Below are 18,141 nucleotides of genomic sequence, written 5' to 3' on the forward strand. Positions count from 1 at the left end.
ACGGTCAAGACGAGTCAACTCGCCCGATTACCGAAGAAATCCTTGACCTTGGCGAAGAAACCCTCGGATTCCGGCTGGGTGTTGCCGGAGGAGAGCTTGTCGAACTCGGCCAGCAATTCCTGCTGCTTCTTGGTGAGATTCTGCGGGGTCTCGACCACGACCTGAACATACATGTCGCCCATCTGTCGCGAGCGCAGCACCGGCATACCCTTTGATGCAATGCGGAATCGGCGGCCCGACTGGGTTCCGGCGGGCACCTTCACCTTGGTCTTGGCCTTCTCGATCGTCGGCACTTCGAATTCGCCGCCGAGCGCGGCCGTCACCATCGAGATCGGCACGCGGCAATGCAGATCGGCGCCGTCGCGTTGGAAGAACTGGTGCTGGGCTAGGGAAAGGAAGATGTAGAGGTCGCCGGGCGGTCCGCCGCGGACTCCGGCCTCGCCCTCGCCGGCGAGCCTGATCCGCGTGCCGTCCTCGACGCCCGGCGGAATGTTGACCGACAGCGTGCGCTCGCGGGTGACCCGGCCCTGGCCTGCACAGGACGGGCAGGCGTCCTCGATCATCTGGCCGCGCCCCTGGCAACCGGGACAGGTCCGCTCCAGCGTGAAGAAGCCCTGCGACTGCCGCACGCGGCCGGCGCCGCCGCAGGTCGAGCAGGTCTTCGGCTTGGTGCCGGCCTTGGCACCGATGCCCGAGCAGGCCTCGCAGGTGACCGAGACCGGAATCTCGATCTGCGCGGTCTTGCCGCCGAAAGCTTCCTCGAGGGTGATTTCCATGTTGTAGCGCAGGTCGGCGCCGCGCTCGCGGCCGCCGCGGCCGCGCTGTCCGGCCATGCCGAACAGGTCTTCAAAAATGTCCGAGAAGGAGGAGGCGAAGCCCGCACCGAAGCCGGCACCGCCGCCAAAGCCGCCGCCCTGCTCGAAGGCGGCGTGGCCGTAACGGTCATAGGCGGCGCGCTTGTCCTTGTCCTTCAGGACCTCGTACGCCTCGTTGATTTCCTTGAACTTGACTTCGCTGGTCTCATCCCCGGGATTGCGGTCGGGGTGGAATTTCATCGCCAGCTTGCGGAACGACGATTTCAGCCTGGATTCGTCGGCATCACGTTCGACTTCGAGGGTCTCGTAATAGCAGCGCTTGGTGGACGTGGACATGCTGAGCTCGGTCTATCCAATCGCGATTCAAGTTGGGGCGAAACAACGTTGCCACGCACCGATATAAGCGCCCTTCGACCTTGCGGCAGAGGGCAGCATGGCAGCGCTGGGAATAACGGCTGGGAATTGATCGATCATAGTGGGCGCCTTGCCCGCCCGCCCCGACACGACGGCCTCCCCCGCGAAGGAGGAGGCCGGCACTGCGTGTGGGGTCCAAGCCGTCCGCATCATCACCCTCTCGGGGTTCAGGCGGACTTCTTGTTGTTCTTGTCGTCGTCGACTTCGGTGAACTCCGCATCGACGACGTCGTCCTTGGCCGCGTCCTTCTTGGCGTCGGCCTCGGCCTGCTGCTTGTACATGGCCTCGCCGAGCTTCATCGAAGCCTGCGCCAGCGTCTGCGTCTTGGCCTTGATCGCCTCGGCATCGTCGCCCTTCAGCGCTTCCTTGAGGTCGCTGACGGCATCCTCGATGGCGCGGCGCTCGCTCTCGGCGACCTTCGAACCGTGCTCGGCCAGGGCCTTCTCGGTCGAATGCACCAGGCCGTCGGCCTCGTTCTTGGCGGTCACGGCCTCGCGGCGCTTCTTGTCCGCCTCGGCATTGGCCTCGGCGTCCTTGACCATCTTCTCGATGTCGGCTTCCGACAGACCACCCGAGGCCTGGATGCGGATCTGCTGCTCCTTGCCCGTGGCCTTGTCCTTGGCCGAGACGTTGACGATGCCGTTCGCGTCGATGTCGAAGGTCACCTCGATCTGCGGCATGCCGCGCGGAGCCGGCGGGATGCCCATCAGGTCGAACTGACCGAGCATCTTGTTGTCAGCCGCCATTTCACGCTCGCCCTGGAAGACCCGGATGGTGACGGCATTCTGATTGTCTTCAGCCGTCGAGAACACCTGGCTCTTCTTGGTCGGGATCGTGGTGTTGCGGTCGATGATGCGGGTGAACACGCCGCCCAGCGTCTCGATGCCCAGCGACAGCGGGGTCACGTCGAGCAGCAGCACGTCCTTGACGTCGCCCTGGAGCACGCCGGCCTGGATCGCGGCACCGATCGCCACGACTTCGTCCGGGTTGACGCCCTTGTGCGGCTCCTTGCCGAACAGCTGCTTCACGACTTCCTGGACCTTCGGCATGCGCGACATGCCGCCGACCAGCACGACTTCGCCGATCTCACCGGCGGTGACGCCGGCATCCTTCAGCGCCTTGCGGCAGGGCTCGACCGTCTTCTGGATGAGGTCGTCGACCAGCGCCTCGAACTTGGCGCGGGTGAGCTTCATCGTCAGATGCTTCGGGCCGGTCTGGTCCGCCGTGATGAACGGCAGGTTGATCTCGGTCTGCGTCGTCGAGGACAGCTCGATCTTGGCCTTCTCAGCGGCTTCCTTCAGGCGCTGCAACGCGAGCTTGTCGTTGCGCAGGTTGATGCCCTGCTCCTTCTGGAACTCGTCGGCCAGATAGCCCACGAGACGCATGTCGAAGTCTTCGCCGCCGAGGAAGGTGTCGCCGTTGGTCGACTTCACCTCGAACACGCCGTCGCCGATTTCGAGAATGGAGATATCGAAGGTGCCGCCGCCGAGGTCGTACACGGCGATGGTGCCGGCCTTGGTCTTGTCGAGGCCGTAGGCGAGCGCGGCCGCGGTCGGCTCGTTGATGATGCGCAGCACTTCAAGGCCCGCAATCTTGCCGGCGTCCTTGGTCGCCTGGCGCTGGGCGTCGTTGAAGTAGGCGGGAACGGTGATGACGGCCTGATCGACCTTCTGACCGAGATGGGCTTCCGCGGTCTCCTTCATCTTCTGCAAGATGAACGCCGAGACCTGCGAGGGCGAGTAGGTCTGGCCGTCAGCCTCGACCCAGGCGTCGCCGTTGGAGGCCTTCACGATCTTGTACGGGACGAGCTTCTTGTCCTTCTCGACCATCGGGTCGTCGTAGCGGCGGCCGATGAGGCGCTTCACTGCGAAGAACGTGCGCTCGGGATTGGTGACGGCCTGGCGCTTGGCCGGCTGGCCGACGAGGCGCTCGCCGTCATCCGTGACGGCGACGATCGAAGGCGTCGTCCGCATGCCTTCGGAATTCTCGATGACTTTCGCGTTCTTGCCATCCATCACGGCGACGCACGAATTTGTGGTGCCGAGGTCGATCCCAATGACCTTTCCCATGGTCCTGATACCCTTCTTTTTGCGGCAGGTTGGCTGGGCCCAGAAGGCACCCGAACCGAAACCCCCTAAGATCAAACATCCGCGATATTGCGATGATTGAGGCTCATATAGGAGGGGGGGAGGGGCCCGCAAGGACCGAAGCTACGTTTCTGCCGCGAAAACATTGGGTTTTGAAAGAAGATGTCTGGGCCCCACCGCCCTTGCGGGTGTGGAATTATTAACAGGTTCGGGCCTCGGCAAACCCCCGCCACCCGCAACAGGCCCTGCCCTGTTGCGGCAAGGCCAAACCCGCTAAAAGGCGAACCGGCCGGACAGCCGGCGCAGCTGCTTCGCGCGACAAAGCGGCCCGGCGGCCGACCATCGAACGGCCTCAATGTGAACCAATCAGAGTGCCCATGAAGCTGATCCGCCCCCTCGCCGCGCTAGCCCTCCTCGCCGTAACAGTGTTTCCGGCCCTCGCCGCCGACGCCGTTTTCCCACCTGGCTTGCGCCTCGGCATGGTGCCGTTGATCGGCCTCAGCACGGCCAAGACCTTTCCGGGCTTCGAGAGCGAGGATGGCAGCGTCAAGGTGCTGGTGACCGAGCTGCCGCCGGCGGCCTATGGCGAGGTCGTGAGCGCCTTCAATTCCAATCCCGCCGGGACCAATGGCGTCACGCAGGACAAGATCGAGACCCCCGCGGGGCTCGCCTATTTCACCACCGAAAGCGGCAAGGCCGGCGATACCCCGGTGAAGCGCTATTCGATGATCGTGCCCGGCGCCGGCTTCTCCGGCTATGTCGCGGTGCAGATCCCGGAGAATGCGACCAAGATCTACACGGATGAAGCGGTGCGGCAGATGTTTGCGAGCACCGTCACCCGCAGGCAGGTCTCGGCTGAAGAGCAGATCGCGCTGATGCCGTTCAAGATCACCGATCTCGCCAACTTCAAGGACATCCGAACGCTCGCGCCGGGCAGCAGCATCATCCTCGCCGACGGCGATGAGAGCACGGGTTACGAGTCGAAGCCGTTCATGATTCTCGGCGTGATCGGCGCCACCCCGCAGCAGGCCGACGACCGCGCCCGCTTCGCCCAGGAGGCGGCGCTCCAGATTCCCGGCGTGCGCGAGTCGCGCATCACCATGTCCGAGCCGATTCGCATCAACGGCCAGCAGGGTTTCGAGACCCGGATCGACGGCGTCAGCGGCAAGGACAAGATCCCTGTGACCGTGGTGCAGTGGATCCGCTTCTCGACCGGCGGCGCATCATTGCGCATCATCGCCAGCGCCCCGCGCGACCAGTGGCTGCCCGCCTTCACCCGCTTCCGCGCCGTCCGCGACGGCATCCAGCCGAAGGGATAGCTGCATCCGCAAGCGAGATGCGCTCCCTCCCTCGCTTGCGGGGGCTGGGAGAGCGCTGTCTCACCAGCGAAGACTCTCTCAGAGGAGAGCCTCAACCGGCCGCTTGCGCACCATGAGGTTCGATCAGTTCGGCGCGCCGTTCGATTCATTGTTGTTGGCGGCGGGGGCTGCCTTCGCACCGCCCTTGGCGACACCGACCAGCGCGGGGCGCAGCACGCGCTCGCCGATGGTATAGCCGGCCTGCACGACCTGCACCACGGTGCCTGACGGCACCGACGCATCGGGCACCTCGAACATCGCCTGCTGGAAGTTCGGGTCGAACTTCTGGCCCTGCGGATCGAACTTCTTCACGCCGTGCTTTTCCAGCGCATTGAGCAGTGAGCGCTCGGTGAGCTCGACGCCCTCGATCAGCGAGGTCAGGCCGGGATCGGCCGCGGCACGCGCTTCGGCCGGAACGGCATCGAGCGCGCGCTGAAGATTGTCGGCGATATCGAGCACGTCGCGGGCAAAGCCGGTGATGCCGTAGAGGCGGGCGTCGGCGACCTCCTTGGTGGTACGCTTGCGCAGATTCTCCATCTCGGCCAGCGTCCGCAGCATGCGGTCGCGCGCCTCGGCGGCTTCCTTCTGCAACGTCTCGACCGAGCCGGGCTCGGGATCGTCAGGCATGATGTAGGGCTTTGACACCACGGGCTCGGGCGTCGGCGCGGTCGTGTCTTCGGGTTGCCGGTCTCGATCGGTCATCGGCTCTAATCTCGAACTCGTTTCCAGGGGTTGTTGGCCCGGATATCGTGCCTAAGCTCACGAAAATCAAGCGTCCGTGATCGGAGGAGGCGCCGGTCAGCCCCCCAAGAGGCGGCTGACGATGCGGGCGGCGTAGTCCACGGTCGTGATCACGCGGGCATAATTCAGCCGCGTCGGGCCGATCACGCCGAGAACGCCGACGATGTGGCCGGCGGCATCCCGATAGGGCGAGATGATGGTGGAGGACCCCGACAGCGAGAACAGCTTGTTCTCGCTGCCGATGAAGATGCGCACACCCTCCGCCGTCTCGGCACGACCGAGCAGGTCGATCACGCCGCGCTTGGTCTCGAGGTCGTCGAACAACAGGCGAACGCGCTCCAGATCCTCCAGCGCATGCAGATCTTCGAGCAGATTGGCATGGCCGCGCACGATCAGCTGGCGGTCCTCGTTCTCGCCGCCGGACCAGCTGGCGATGCCGGCCGAGATCACCTTCTGCGTCAGCTGATCGAGCTCTGCACGGGCCTCTCCAAGTGCCGTCTCGAGCTCGAGCCGCGCCTCGGCCAGGGTGCGGCCGCGGATCCGCGCATTGAGGAAATTGCCGGCCTCGGTGAGCGCCGAGGAGGGAACTCCAGGCGGCAGCGCCAGCACGCGGTTTTCCACCTGGCCGTCCTCGCCGACGAGGATGACCAGCGCTTTCTCGGGTTCCAGGCGGACGAATTCGATGTGCTTCAGCCGCGCATTGGACTTTGGCGTCAACACGACGGCGGCGGCCCGGGTGAGGCCGGAGAGCCGCATCAAGGCCTGGTCCAGCGCCGCCTCGACCGACTGCGCCTCGCCGACCGAGGAGAGCTGGCTCTGGATCGACTGCCGCTCGGCCTCGTTGAGGTCGCCGACCTGCATCAGGGCATCGACGAAGAAGCGCAGGCCGAGTTCCGTCGGCAACCGCCCGGCGGAGGTGTGCGGGGCATAGATCAGGCCGAGTTGTTCCAGATCCGCCATGACGTTACGGACCGAGGCCGGCGACAGCGGCATGGCGATCAGGCGGGAAATGTTGCGCGAGCCGACAGGCTCGCCGGTCGCGAGGTAGCTTTCGACAATTTGACGAAAGATGTCGCGGGAACGCTCGTTGAGCTGGGCAAGGCCTGCGCGCGGCGCGATCAGATGGATCGGATCGTGATGGGCCACAGACGGTAACTCCTCTCAGATACTTGTAATTTGTCTATCCCGGACGCTTCTGACAAGCGTGGCGTTTGCGGCCGCGAAATCAGGGGGTGAAAAAGCCTTGCCGCCCATCCCCGCCGCACCTACAAGCACCGCGAGCAGCCTTTTCCCGTGAGTTTTGGAGGATTTCCCATGCGGCCAAGCCGCCGTGCGCCCGACGAATTGCGCCCCGTGACGCTGGAGCGCGGCGTGGTGAAATATGCGGAAGGTTCGTGCCTGGTGAAATTCGGCGACACCCATGTGCTGGTCACCGCCACGCTGGAGGACCGCCTGCCGCCGTGGCTGAAGGGCCAGGGCCGCGGCTGGGTCACCGCCGAATACGGCATGCTGCCGCGCGCGACCTCGGAACGGACCCGCCGCGAGGCCTCCGCCGGCAAGCAGAGCGGCCGCACCGTCGAGATCCAGCGCCTGATCGGCCGCTCGCTCCGCACCATCATCAATCTCGAAGCGCTTGGCGAGCGCCAGATCACGGTCGATTGCGACGTGCTCCAGGCCGACGGCGGCACGCGCACGGCCTCGATCACGGGCGCCTGGGTCGCACTCGCCGATTGCGTCAACTGGATGAAGGCGCGCAACATGGTCAAGGCCAACGTGCTGCGCGACAACGTCGCCGCGATCTCCTGCGGCATCTACAACGGCACGCCGGTGCTCGACCTCGACTACGCTGAGGATTCCGAGGCCGAGACCGATGCCAATTTCGTCATGACCGGCGATGGCCGCATCATCGAGGTGCAGGGCACCGCGGAACGCGAGCCGTTCACCGAAGCCGAGCTGCTGGCGCTGATGGCGTTGGCCCGCAAGGGCGTCGCGCGTCTGGTGGACTTGCAGAAACTGGCTGTGGCGTAGTCAATAGGCCATGCACCGCCGAATCACGGACAAGCTGGTCATCGCCACCCACAATCCCGGCAAGCTCGCCGAGATGCGGGAGCTGCTTGCACCGTACGGCATCGAGGCGGTGTCGGCGGGAGAGCTCGGCCTGTCCGAGCCGGAGGAAACCGGCAGCGATTTCCGCAGCAATGCCGCGATCAAGGCGATCGCGGCGGCGCAAGCAGCCAGGCTTCCCGCCTTCGCCGATGATTCCGGCATCGTGGTCGACGCGCTCGACGGCGCGCCCGGCATCTACAGCGCGCGCTGGGCCGGCCCGTCCAAGGATTTCAACGCGGCGATGGCGCAGATCGAGCGCCTGTTGCAGGAGCGCGGCGCCACCACGCCGGACAAGCGCAGAGCCCATTTCGTCTCGGCACTCTGCGTCGCCTGGCCCGACGATCACCTCGAGCAGGTCGAGGCGCGCGTCGACGGCACGCTGGTCTGGCCGCCGCGCGGGACTGCCGGCTTCGGCTACGATCCGATGTTCCTGCCCGACGGCCACAACCGCACTTTCGGCGAGATGGAGAGCATCGAGAAGCACGGCCTGCCGCCGCTTGGCCTCGGCCTGTCGCACCGCGCCCGCGCCTTCGTGAAACTGGCGGAGATCTGCCTTGAGCCGCGCTAGAGCGTTTTCGAGCGAAATGGACACCGGTTCGCGCCGGGAAAACGCGTCAAAACAATCCGAAGCTTTCGGCGTCTACGTGCACTGGCCGTTCTGCCTGTCGAAATGTCCCTATTGCGACTTCAACAGCCACGTTCGCCACGCCGCGATCGACGAGGCGCGCTTCGCTTCCGCCTTTGCGCGCGAGATCGCAACCACCGCAGAGCGTGCGCCGGGCCGCGAGGTCACCTCGATCTTCCTCGGTGGCGGCACGCCATCCCTGATGCAGCCCGCAACGGTCGGCGCCGTGCTCGATGCGATCGGCAAGCACTGGACCGTCGCAGGCGACGTCGAGGTCACGCTGGAAGCGAACCCGACCAGCGTCGAAGCCACGCGCTTCGCCGGCTATCGCACCGCCGGCGTCAACCGCGTCTCGCTCGGCGTGCAGGCCCTCGACGATGCCTCGCTGAAGGCGCTCGGCCGCATGCACAGCGCGCGCGAGGCGCTCGATGCCGTCGCCATCGCACGCCGCTCGTTCGACCGCTATTCGTTCGACCTGATCTACGCCCGTCCCGACCAGACGCCGGCGATGTGGGCCGACGAACTGCGTCTGGCAATCGATGAAGCGGCCGAGCATCTGTCGCTCTATCAATTGACGATCGAGGAAGGCACGCCGTTCTTCGGCCTGCACCAGGCCGGCAAATTGAAGACGCCGGATGAAGCGGTCGCGCGCGCGCTCTACGACGTCACGCAGGAGACCTGCGACAAGCTCGGTCTGCCCGCCTACGAGATCTCCAATCACGCCCGGCGCGGCGCCGAGTGCCGGCACAATCTGGTGTACTGGCGCGGCGAGGAATATGCCGGCATCGGCCCCGGCGCACATGGCCGCCTTGACATCGACGGTATCAGGCACGCCACCGCCACCGAGAAGCGCCCCGAGGCCTGGCTGATGCGCGTCGAGACCAACGGCCACGGCATCGTCACCGACGAGCGCCTCAACAGCGAAGAGCGCGCCGACGAATTCCTGCTGATGGGATTGCGCCTCGCCGAAGGCATTGACCCCGAGCGCTACAAGGCCCTCTCCGGCCGCCCGCTCGACCCCCGCCGCATCGCGCTCTTGCGCGAGGAAGGCGCGATCACCGTGGACCCGACGGGCCGGCTGCGCGTGACCAGCAGCGGATTTCCGGTGCTGGACGCGGTGGTCGCGGATCTGGCGGCCTAGCGAGATCTTGTAGGGTGGGTAAAGGCGCACTTGCGCCGTGCCCACCATCTCTCTCGATCGCAAAAAATGCGTGGGCACGCTTCGCTTTGCCCACCCTACGGCACCGTCGTCCTGAGCTACGCCCCAAAACTCTTCGGCGAGCCTGCGACCGCAACGCCGCCACCCTGCGTCACCTTCATCACCGCGAGCCCGCGCTCGTTGGTGCCGTCCGCGCGGAAGCGGAACAGGCCGTCGATGCCGGCGAAACCAGAAGGGTTGGTGAGCACGTCCGGCGAGAAGCGCGTGGGACCTTGCGTGCGCGCCAGTGCGGCGACGAGGGCGACCGCGTCGTAGGCCAATGTCGCCGTGCGCACCGGCTCGCCGCCATATTTGGTGCGATCGGCCGGAGAAGGCGCGAAAGCCGGCCGGGTCGGGCGCGGCGTAGAGGCCGCCCTGCAGTGCGGCGCTGGCATAGACGCGCGGATTGTCCCACAGGCCGGTGCCGAGCAGCTGGATGTTGCGCAGGTTCGCGCCTGCCGCCGTCATCGCATCCGCCACCGACACCACGGCATCGCCATCATCGGCAATGAACAGCGCATCCGCGCTGCCGAGCTGCTGCGCCACGGTGCGCGCCGGCGTGGCGCGATCGGCACCGTATTTCTCGAAGGCGACGATGCGCCCACCGCGCCGCGGCACCGCTGCTTTCACCGCGGCTTCGACGACATTGCCATAGGCATTGTCGGGCACCAGCACGGCGACGGAGCGCTTTCCGATGCTGGCGGAATAGTCGACGATGCGGTTGACGTCGGACTCCGGCAGGAACGAGAGCAGATAGACACCGCGTCCGGCGATGCTGGAATCGGTCGAGAAGGCGATGACGGAGATGCCGCGCGTGCGCGCGACCTGCGCCACCGCCGGAACCGACTGCGCGAACAGTGGCCCGAGGATGATCTCGGCGCCTTCGTCGACCGCCTGCTGCGCGCCGACTTGCGCGCCTTGCGGGCTGCCATTGTCGTCCTTGATCAGGAGCTGGATGTTCGGGTTCTGGAACTCGGCCAGTGCCATCTCGGCGGCGTTGCGCATGGATTGCGCGGCGAGCCCGGCATTGCCGGCGGCGGAGAGCGGCAGAATCACGGCGACCTTCACGCCGCCGGTGCCGGCAGTTGTCGCCTGTTGCGGGGGCCCTGCCGGCTGGGCCGGCGGCGCGGAGCTCGAGAACGGGTTGGAGAACTGGCTGAGACTCTGCTGCACGCCGGCGCAGGCCGACAGCACGGGCGCACCGAGCAACAGGCCAAGTGCGCTCCGGCGAGTGGCCCCCGACGATCGGGATCCCGGAGCGAGAGACTTTGGATGACGCGGGCCCACCATGGCAGCTTCTCTTCTGACCCGCCGTCGCCGGCCGGTCACGACATTCCTTCCGCGACACAGGCCGCGGATTCAGGCATATTGTCGGCAAACAGTTAACCAAAACAAAAGGATAACAGCCGCTTAACGCGACCGCCCTCCCGTCCCGGCAGCCGTTCGCCGTCGCTCATCGAGCATCAAGGCGGCGTTTCCGTCGTGAATATGGCGCGATGGCCCCCATTCCCACTCGAGGTGACCTTGGCCGATCACATTCCCGTCCGTTCCTCGCCCCCTCACTTGGGCACGATCTTGGGCACGATCTTTTTCGACCAGCCGGTTCCCAGCCCTGCGGATCGTGCCTAAGTTGGCTTCATTATGCGCGCAAAGCCGGCCCCGATAAATACGTCTGAAGCTACTCAAGACGCCGCCTCGCGCGGTTTCTCCATCGATGCCCATCGGCTCACGGCGCCGAAGGCCGCGCCGGGCCTCTATCTGGTCGCGACACCCATCGGCAATCTCGGCGACATCACCCTGCGGCGCGCTTCAGACGCTCGCCGGCGTCGATGTCATCGCCTGCGAGGACACCCGCATCACGCGCCGCCTGACCGAGCGCTATGCGATCGCTGCAACGCTCAAGCAATATCACGAGCACAATGCGGAAGCGGCGCGTCCGAAGATTCTCGAGGCGCTGGCGCAAGGCGGCTCGGTCGCGCTGGTGTCGGACGCCGGCACGCCACTGATCTCCGATCCCGGCTTCAAGCTGGTGCGCGAGGTCTGCGCCGCCGGCCATCCGGTGCACGCGCTGCCCGGCCCGTCCTCGGTGCTGGCAGCTCTGTCCGTCGCCGCGCTGCCGACCGACCGCTTCTTCTTCGAGGGTTTCCTGCCGGCGAAATCCGCCGCGCGCCGCGCACGCCTGGCCGAGCTTGCGCGCATCGACGCGACGCTGGTGATGTTCGAATCGGGCAACCGGATGCAGGCCACCTTGGACGATCTCGCGGAGATCATGGGCGAACGCGAGGCCGCGGTCTGTCGCGAGCTGACGAAGTTGCACGAGGAGGTCAGGCGTGCGCCGCTCGCCGAGCTCGCGCGGCAAGCCGATGCGCCCGAGACGCGCGGCGAGTTCGTTCTGGTGATCGGCCCGCCCGCAGCGGACGCCGACGTGCTGGCATCGGACGCGCTCGACGGACTCTTGCGCGAGCAGCTTGCCGCAAACAGCGTCAAGGATGCCGTGGCGCATGCGGTCGCACTGTCAGGCCGGCCGCGCCGCGAGGTCTATACCCGCGCGCTGGAGCTCGCAAAGGATCTTCGGGGCGGCGATGGCGAAGACTGAGATCCCCAGGAAGCCGAAGGTCGCCTCGCCCGAGCGCGTCGCCGCGTTCCGCACCGGCATTTCCGCGGAGAGCCGCGCCGCGGCCTATCTGATGGCCAAGGGCTACCGCATCCTCGCCAAACGCTACCGCACCCCGCATGGCGAGATCGACATCGTGGCGCGCCGCCGCAACCTGATCGCTTTCGTGGAGGTCAAGGCGCGGGCGAGCCTGGACGACGCCGCTTTCGCCGTGACGCCGCGCCAGCAGCAGCGCATCATCGACGCCGCGCAAGGCTGGCTCGTGGCGCATCCCGAGCATGCCGAATTCGAATTGCGATTCGACGCGATGCTGATTGCGCCGCGCTCGCTTCCGCGCCATGTGTTGGCGGCATTCGACGCCTCGACCTGAAAGGCAGATCATGAAACTCAATGTCGCCGTCCAGATGGATCCCATCGCCCGCATCAACATCAAGGGCGATTCCACTTTTGCGCTGCTTCTGGAAGCGCAGAAGCGCGGCCATGGCCTGTCCTATTACACGCCCGACAAGCTCTCGATGGTCGGCGGAGAGCTGGTCGCGCCGGTTCAGCTCCTGACCGTGCGCGACGAGCCCGGCGACCACTTCACCTTGGGCGAGCCCAGGCGCGAAGCGTTGAACGGCTTCGACGTGGTGCTGCTCCGCCAGGACCCGCCGTTCGACCTCGCCTACATCACCTCGACGCATTTCCTGGAGCGCATTCATCCGAAGACGCTGGTGGTCAACGATCCCGCCTCGGTGCGCAACGCGCCGGAGAAGCTGTTCGTGATGAATTTTCCGCAGCTGATGCCGCCGACGCTGATCTCGCGCGACCTGGACGAGATCAACGCGTTTCGCGACAAGCACGGTGCCGTCGTCATGAAGCCGCTGCACGGCCATGGCGGCGCGGCGGTGTTTCGCGTGATGCCGCAAGACATGAATTTCGGCTCGCTGTTCGACATGTTCTCGGTGACGTTCAGGGAGCCCTGGGTGATCCAGCAGTTCATCCCCGAGGTGAAGCACGGCGACAAGCGCATCATCCTGGTCGACGGCGAGTTCGCCGGCGCGGTGAACCGCGTGCCGGCCGCCGACGACCTCCGCTCCAACATGGTGCGCGGCGGCGCGGCGCAGGAAACGGAGCTCACCCCGCGCGAGCGCGAGATCTGCGCCACCGTCGGCCCGGCGCTGCGCGCGCGCGGCCTCCTGTTCGTCGGCATCGACGTCATCAACGGCAACCTCACCGAGATCAACGTCACCTCGCCGACCGGCATCCGCGCCATCTCGCGGCTCGGCGGCCCTGACGTCGCAGCGAAGATCTGGGACGTGATCGAGCGGAAGCGGACGAAGTAGCGCTTTGCGATGATTGCGTTGGGGAGCGCACGAACTCTCCTCAACGTTGTCCCGGCGTTCGCCGGGACGACACCGATGTTGTGGGGCGTTGCTGCGATCCGTTGGCGCGCCATCACGCGCGCGTCGCTAACCACCCATTCACCATGAAGCCGCCCGCGTTCGTTCGAACGCAGGGGACGCACTGCGTGAAACTACGGAGCCGCTGGCGGATCGAATAACGCCACGTTCACCATCCGCCTAAAACCAGCATCGCGGCCGGCCATCGCATTCGGCCTCGCAACACCCCTTATACTTTTGCTCCCTACTCATCGACGCGGGGGAACACGCAAAGTGCAGTTCGAGTGCCCCGCGTAAGAGTAGAGGCGCATGAACACCGCACGCATCGTCGTTCTCGTCATCGCACTGGGCGCCGGCGGCGTCGCTGCGTATCTGGCGAGCGGCTTCGACAACAATCCCGCGCCTGCCCTTCCCGTCGCCGAGAAGCTGCCGACGGTCGAGGTGCTCGTCGCGAAGAACGATATCCAGCTCGGCCAGGCCGTGAAGCCCGACGACCTGCAATGGCAGGCCTGGCCGGCCGCGACGGCGAGCAGCGCCTTCATCCGCCGCGACGGCAGGCCCGACGCGCAGACCCAGATCGCCGGCTCGATCGCACGCGTGCCATTGATGCAGGGCGAGCCGATCCGTGAGCAGAAGCTGGTCAGGGCCGAAGGCTCCGGTTTCATGGCCGCGATCCTGCCGTCCGGGATGCGCGCCGTCTCCACCGAGATTTCAGCCGAAACGGGCGCCGGCGGCTTCATCCTTCCGAACGACCGCGTCGACATCATCCTGACCCGCCGCCTGAAGAATCCCGACGGCAACAGCGATGGCCCGACCGGCGGCAACGACCTCATCCTGTCCGAGGTCATTCTCACCAACATCCGCGTGCTCGCGATCGACCAGGCGCCGAAGGAAAAGGACGGCCAGAACGCCGTGCTCGGCAAGACCGTCACGCTCGAGCTCCGACCCGACCAGGTCGCAACGCTCTCGGCCGCACGCCAGGGCGGCACGCTGACGCTCGCGCTGCGCAGCATCGTCGATGCCAACGCATTCGAGGGCACGCCCGAGGACCAGGCGGTCAAGCGCCCGGGCGGCGTGAACGTGATCCGTTACGGCGTGCAGGCACGACAACTGACGTCACAGAAGTGATGGGGATAGCATGAGTTACGGGGGTGATCGGACGAGCCTGCGCATTCGGGGGAAGCGCGCGCGCTCGTTCCTGGCGGGGACGATGTTGATGCTGGGGCTGCTCGCAGCCTTCGACGCCGTCAGCGCTGCGGATGCGCCGGTTGGCGACCAGGCGCCGATGCAAGCGCCCGACCTCGGCGTGTCGCCGGTCTCGACGGTCGCAGCGGCGAGGACGCGATTCCTGTCGCTCGGCGTCGGCAAATCCGTCGTCATCGACCTGCCGCGCGAGGTCAAGGACGTGCTCGTGGCCGACCCCAAGATCGCCAACGCGGTGATCCGCTCGGCGCAGCGCGCCTATATCATCGGCGGCCAGGTCGGCCAGACCAACGTCGTGTTCTTCAGCGCCGACGGCCAGCAGGTCGCCTCCTACGACATCGCCGTGAAGCGCGATCTCAACGGCATGCGCGCTGCGCTGCGCCAGTCCTTGCCGGGCGTACAGGTCGAAGGCGTCGGCGACAGCGTGATGCTGACCGGCTCGGTGTCGAGCCCGGTCGAGGCTCAGCAAGCCGGTGACGTCGCCGCCAAGCTCGTCGGCAGCGCCGAGAAAGTCGTCAACAACATCATCGTGCGCGGCCGCGACCAGGTGATGCTCAAGGTCGTCGTCGGCGAAGTGCGCCGCGACATCGTCAAGCAGCTCGGCGTCGATCTCAGCGCCAGCCTGAATGCCGGCACCGCGGTGGTGAATTTCAATAACTCCAACCCGTTCTCGGTCTCCGGCGGCCCGCTCGTCAGCAGCAACGGGCTCGGTGTCACCGGACTCGCAAAAGGCGTGGCCACGGTCAACGCCACGATGCGCGCGATGGAAAGCGCCGGCGTCATGCGGACCCTGGCCGAGTCCAGCCTGACGGCGATCTCCGGCGAGTCCGCCACTTTCATTGCCGGCGGCGAATTCCCGATCCCTGCGGGCTATTCCTGCGATCCGGTCACCCATGTCTGTACCACCCAGATCACCTACAAGAAGTTCGGCATCTCCCTGAACTTCACGCCGGTCGTGCTCAGCGAGGGACGTATCAGCCTGCGCGTGATGACCGAAGTCTCGGAGCTGTCGAGTCAGAACGCCATCTCCGTGACGCAAGCGGTGTCCGCGGGCCAGACCAGCTCGATCACCATCCCGTCGATCCAGACCCGCCGCGCCGAGACCACGCTGGAAATTCCCTCGGGCGGGTCGATGGCCATGGCCGGCCTGATCCAGCAGCAGACCAAGCAGGCGATCAACGGCCTGCCCGGCGTCGACCAGCTGCCGATCATCGGCGCGCTGTTCCGCAGCCAGGACTTCGTCAACAACGAGACGGAGCTGATGGTGATCGTGACGCCCTATGTGGTCCGCGCGGTCGCCCAGAAGGAATTGTCGCGGCCCGACGACGGCTTTGCGCCGGCCTCGGATGCGCAGACGGCGCTGCTCGGCCGCATGAACCGCCTCTACGGCATCGCGCGCCGCGTCGATCCGATCAGCGGCACGCCGGGTGATTTCGGCTTCATCATCGACTGAGACGAACGCGCGGCGTGGGGACCGGTGCAGGAATTGGGGCAGGAGGGGATGAGGCGATGACGAAGACGACAGCCGATCGACGTCGCAATCTGGGCGTGGTGCTGGCACTGGCGGGGATCTCCGTCATGCTGGGCGCCTGCAACACCACCGGCGAGATCGTTACCCAGACGGTGCCGACCGATTATCGCCAGCGTCACCCGATCGCGGTGCAGGAGGGCAAGCGCTCGATCGTGATCTTCGTCGGCAAGGCGAGAGGCGGCCTCTCGGCCGCCCAGCACTCGGACGTCGCGGGCATCGCGCGGGACTGGGCGCGCGAAGGCACCGGCTCCGTCGTCGTCGACGTGCCTGTCGACACCCCCAATTCGCGCGCGGCTGCTGCGACCTACCAGGAAATCCGGTCCGTGCTGGCGTCGGGCGGCGTGCCGTCGCGTGCCATCGTCCAGCATCCCTATCGCCCTGAGGATCCCGGGCTGCTGCCCACCATCCGCCTGAGCTATTCGAAGATCGCGGCCGTCGCCGGCCCCTGCGGGCTGTGGCCGGAAGACGTCGGCCCCTCCATCCTCGACCCCGGCTACAACGAGAACCGGCCCTATTTCAATCTGGGCTGCGCCACCCAGCGCAATCTCGCGGCCATGATCGACAACCCGGCCGATCTCGAGCAACCGCGCGCCGAGACGCCCGCCTATACCGCACGGCGCAACATCGCGTTCGAACGCTATCGCAAGGGCACGACGACCACGACCGCCTATCCCGAATCCGACAAGGCCAAACTCAGCGACACCGGCCAATGACAAACTTCGACGACGAAGAAGCGGACGATCCGCGGCACCCCGAGGAACACATTGCACCGGTTCCTCGCATTTCCGTGCAAGCCTTTTGCGAGACCGAGCAGACGTTCAAGGCGATGACCGCGGCGGGCGAGGATCGCCGGCTCGCCAAGGCCCACCTCACCGTCAAGGACGGTGGCCTCGCCGCGGCGATCGAGGTCTATGAATCGATGCCGACGCCGAACGTGATCGTCATCGAGTCCGACGGCACGCGCGACATCCTCGAGGGCCTGGACGACCTCGCCGGCGTCTGTGATCCCGGCACCCGCGTGGTCGTGATCGGCAATCCCAACGACACCGCGCCCTATCGCGAGCTGGTGCGCCGCGGCGTCAACGACTACGTGGTCGGCCCGGTCGAAACACTCGATGTCGTTCGCTCGATCTGCAGCCTGTTCTCGGCTTCCGAGGCCATCATCACCGGCCGCGTCATCGCCGTGGTCGGCGCCAAGGGCGGCGTCGGTGCGTCCACCGTCGCGCACAATGTGGCCTGGACCATCGCCCGGGACCTTGCGCTCGATTCCGTCGTGATCGATCTCGACCTCGCCTTCGGCACGGCGAGCCTCGACTACAACCAGGATCCGGTGCAGGGCATCGCCAATGCGGTGCTGTCGCAGGACCGGCCGGACACGGCGCTGATGGAGCGCCTGCTCGCCAAATGCACCGATCGCCTCAGCCTGCTGGCGGCGCCGGCTGCGCTCGACCGGGTCTATGATTTCGGTGCCGAAGCCTTCGATGCGGTGTTCGACACGCTGCGCATGACCACGCCCTGCATCGTGCTCGACGTTCCCCATCAATGGTCCGGCTGGACGCGGCGCGCGCTGGTCAACGCCGACGACATCGTGATCGTGGCCGAGCCCGATCTCGCGAACCTGCGCAACACCAAGAACATGCTGACCGTGCTGAAGGCGGCACGCCCCAATGATCGCCCGCCGCTGTACTGCCTCAACCAGGTCGGCATGCACAAGCGCGCGGAGATCGAGGTCAAGGCGTTTGCCAAGACCATGGAGAGTCAGCCGATCGCGGTGATCCCGTTCGATTCGAAGTTGTTCTCGACCGCGGCCAATAACGGCCAGATGATCGCGGAGGTCTCCAAGACCCACCGCACCACCCTTCTGTTCCAGAACATGGCGAACCGCCTCGCCGGCCGCGGCGAGGTGAAGAAGCCGAAGCGCTCGCTGCTCGAGCCGCTCCTGAAGAAGCTGAAGGGCAGGTCGGGGCGCGGGTCAGCCCCGCATCGCAAGGCGTCGTAGGGACCAGAGGCGTTTTCGACGAAGTGGATGCCGGTTGCGTCACGAAAACGCGTCAGGATAACAATCCG

General features: G+C 66.2%; 14 protein-coding genes and 2 pseudogenes. 11 read left to right on the forward strand and 5 right to left on the reverse strand.

The genetic code is table 11. The features are described from left to right. Positions 1–14: 14 nt before the first annotated feature. Together dnaJ and dnaK are read right to left on the reverse strand one after the other, a co-directional pair. A complete protein-coding gene (gene dnaJ / locus ABIF91_RS15620) occupies positions 15–1,151 on the reverse strand; it encodes a molecular chaperone DnaJ (RefSeq protein WP_028178942.1) in 1,137 nt (378 codons plus the stop codon). A 245-nt stretch (positions 1,152–1,396) separates the two neighbouring features. Next, positions 1,397–3,298: a molecular chaperone DnaK gene (gene dnaK, locus ABIF91_RS15625; RefSeq protein WP_025033017.1), complete on the reverse strand. Its 1,902-nt coding sequence runs from the start codon at positions 3,296–3,298 to the stop codon at positions 1,397–1,399. 395 nt (positions 3,299–3,693) lie between these two features. On the opposite strand from dnaK, the gene ABIF91_RS15630 reads away from it, so the two are divergent. Next, the gene (locus tag ABIF91_RS15630) at positions 3,694–4,635 is read left to right on the forward strand and encodes a hypothetical protein (protein WP_028178943.1); all 942 of its coding nucleotides are present in this window, start codon (positions 3,694–3,696) and stop codon (positions 4,633–4,635) included. A gap of 123 nt (positions 4,636–4,758) precedes the next feature. Here the strand turns inward: ABIF91_RS15630 and grpE are convergent, their stop codons facing one another. Continuing rightward, the gene (gene grpE, locus ABIF91_RS15635; RefSeq protein WP_028178944.1) at positions 4,759–5,376 is read right to left on the reverse strand and encodes a nucleotide exchange factor GrpE; all 618 of its coding nucleotides are present in this window, start codon (positions 5,374–5,376) and stop codon (positions 4,759–4,761) included. A gap of 96 nt (positions 5,377–5,472) precedes the next feature. After that, on the reverse strand, positions 5,473–6,561 hold the full coding sequence (hrcA, locus tag ABIF91_RS15640) for a heat-inducible transcriptional repressor HrcA (RefSeq protein ID WP_028178945.1): 1,089 nt from the start codon (positions 6,559–6,561) through the stop codon (positions 5,473–5,475). A gap of 168 nt (positions 6,562–6,729) precedes the next feature. Here hrcA and rph point away from each other — a divergent pair, with 168 nt between their 5' ends. From rph to hemW, 3 genes are read left to right on the forward strand one after another with little or no spacing between them, the layout of a single operon-like run. Beyond that, on the forward strand, positions 6,730–7,443 hold the full coding sequence (gene rph, locus ABIF91_RS15645) for a ribonuclease PH (protein WP_028178946.1): 714 nt from the start codon (positions 6,730–6,732) through the stop codon (positions 7,441–7,443). 10 nt (positions 7,444–7,453) lie between these two features. Next, a complete protein-coding gene (rdgB, locus tag ABIF91_RS15650; RefSeq protein ID WP_028178947.1) occupies positions 7,454–8,089 on the forward strand; it encodes an RdgB/HAM1 family non-canonical purine NTP pyrophosphatase in 636 nt (211 codons plus the stop codon). 16 nt (positions 8,090–8,105) lie between these two features. Then, the gene (gene hemW, locus ABIF91_RS15655; RefSeq protein WP_028178948.1) at positions 8,106–9,287 is read left to right on the forward strand and encodes a radical SAM family heme chaperone HemW; all 1,182 of its coding nucleotides are present in this window, start codon (positions 8,106–8,108) and stop codon (positions 9,285–9,287) included. A 116-nt stretch (positions 9,288–9,403) separates the two neighbouring features. Here the strand turns inward: hemW and ABIF91_RS15660 are convergent. After that, positions 9,404–10,634 (reverse strand): annotated as a pseudogene (locus tag ABIF91_RS15660) (penicillin-binding protein activator). Positions 10,635–10,985: 351 nt separating this feature from the next. Here ABIF91_RS15660 and rsmI point away from each other — a divergent pair. The 7 genes and pseudogenes from rsmI to ABIF91_RS15695 all read left to right on the forward strand — a co-directional run bounded on the left by rsmI (position 10,986) and on the right by ABIF91_RS15695 (position 18,073). After that, a pseudogene (gene rsmI / locus ABIF91_RS15665) lies at positions 10,986–11,940 on the forward strand (16S rRNA (cytidine(1402)-2'-O)-methyltransferase). Then, on the forward strand, positions 11,927–12,328 hold the full coding sequence (locus tag ABIF91_RS15670; RefSeq protein ID WP_424579231.1) for a YraN family protein: 402 nt from the start codon (positions 11,927–11,929) through the stop codon (positions 12,326–12,328). Before rsmI ends, ABIF91_RS15670 begins: the two are co-directional and overlap by 14 nt. A 10-nt stretch (positions 12,329–12,338) precedes the next feature. After that, a complete protein-coding gene (gene gshB, locus ABIF91_RS15675) occupies positions 12,339–13,283 on the forward strand; it encodes a glutathione synthase (RefSeq protein WP_028178953.1) in 945 nt (314 codons plus the stop codon). A 366-nt stretch (positions 13,284–13,649) separates the two neighbouring features. Beyond that, positions 13,650–14,468, forward strand: a complete 819-nt coding sequence (gene cpaB, locus ABIF91_RS15680) for a Flp pilus assembly protein CpaB (RefSeq protein WP_028178954.1) — start codon at positions 13,650–13,652, stop codon at positions 14,466–14,468. Positions 14,469–14,478: 10 nt separating this feature from the next. Continuing rightward, on the forward strand, positions 14,479–15,996 hold the full coding sequence (locus ABIF91_RS15685) for a type II and III secretion system protein family protein (RefSeq protein WP_028178955.1): 1,518 nt from the start codon (positions 14,479–14,481) through the stop codon (positions 15,994–15,996). A 56-nt stretch (positions 15,997–16,052) separates the two neighbouring features. Continuing rightward, positions 16,053–16,787 (forward strand): CpaD family pilus assembly protein, encoded by a 735-nt coding sequence (locus ABIF91_RS15690; RefSeq protein ID WP_028178956.1) that lies wholly within the window; start codon positions 16,053–16,055, stop codon positions 16,785–16,787. Beyond that, positions 16,784–18,073: an AAA family ATPase gene (locus ABIF91_RS15695; RefSeq protein WP_028178957.1), complete on the forward strand. Its 1,290-nt coding sequence runs from the start codon at positions 16,784–16,786 to the stop codon at positions 18,071–18,073. The genes ABIF91_RS15690 and ABIF91_RS15695 overlap by 4 nt, the downstream gene beginning before the upstream one ends. Positions 18,074–18,141 lie beyond the last annotated feature (68 nt).

This window comes from Bradyrhizobium sp. USDA 241 (assembly GCF_049739505.1).
In the GTDB taxonomy this organism is placed as follows: domain Bacteria; phylum Pseudomonadota; class Alphaproteobacteria; order Rhizobiales; family Xanthobacteraceae; genus Bradyrhizobium; species Bradyrhizobium liaoningense.